Below are 273 nucleotides of genomic sequence, written 5' to 3'. Positions count from 1 at the left end.
CCTATGTTATCGAGCAGGATGCCGTGGATGCCGGAGGCTTTAGCAACAGTGTTTTAGCTGATGGCGATAGTCCAGCGGACACGAATGTCGATGACACGAGTGATGATGGTGATGACACGGATAGCAACACCGAAGACGATCCAACGGAAACGCCAATAGCGGAAGACCCGAGCATCGAGGCCGTTAAGACGGTAGCGATCACCAATGATGTAGCACCAGTAGGGGCAAGTTTAGGAGATACGGTAGAATATACGATCACGGTAACCAATACAG

1 protein-coding gene is annotated in these 273 nt (G+C 50.9%); it reads left to right on the top strand.

What is annotated here, in order from left to right; all coding sequences use genetic code 11:
- The coding region (locus FC091_RS15105) for a hypothetical protein (protein ID WP_138435211.1) at positions 1-273 on the top strand (273 nt) is incomplete at both ends.

It is taken from the genome of Winogradskyella algicola (assembly GCF_005869935.1).
In the GTDB taxonomy this organism is placed as follows: Bacteria; Bacteroidota; Bacteroidia; order Flavobacteriales; family Flavobacteriaceae; genus Winogradskyella; species Winogradskyella algicola.
The sequence above is the reverse complement of the archived record's forward strand: the minus strand, read 5'-3'. Positions and strand labels throughout refer to the sequence as shown.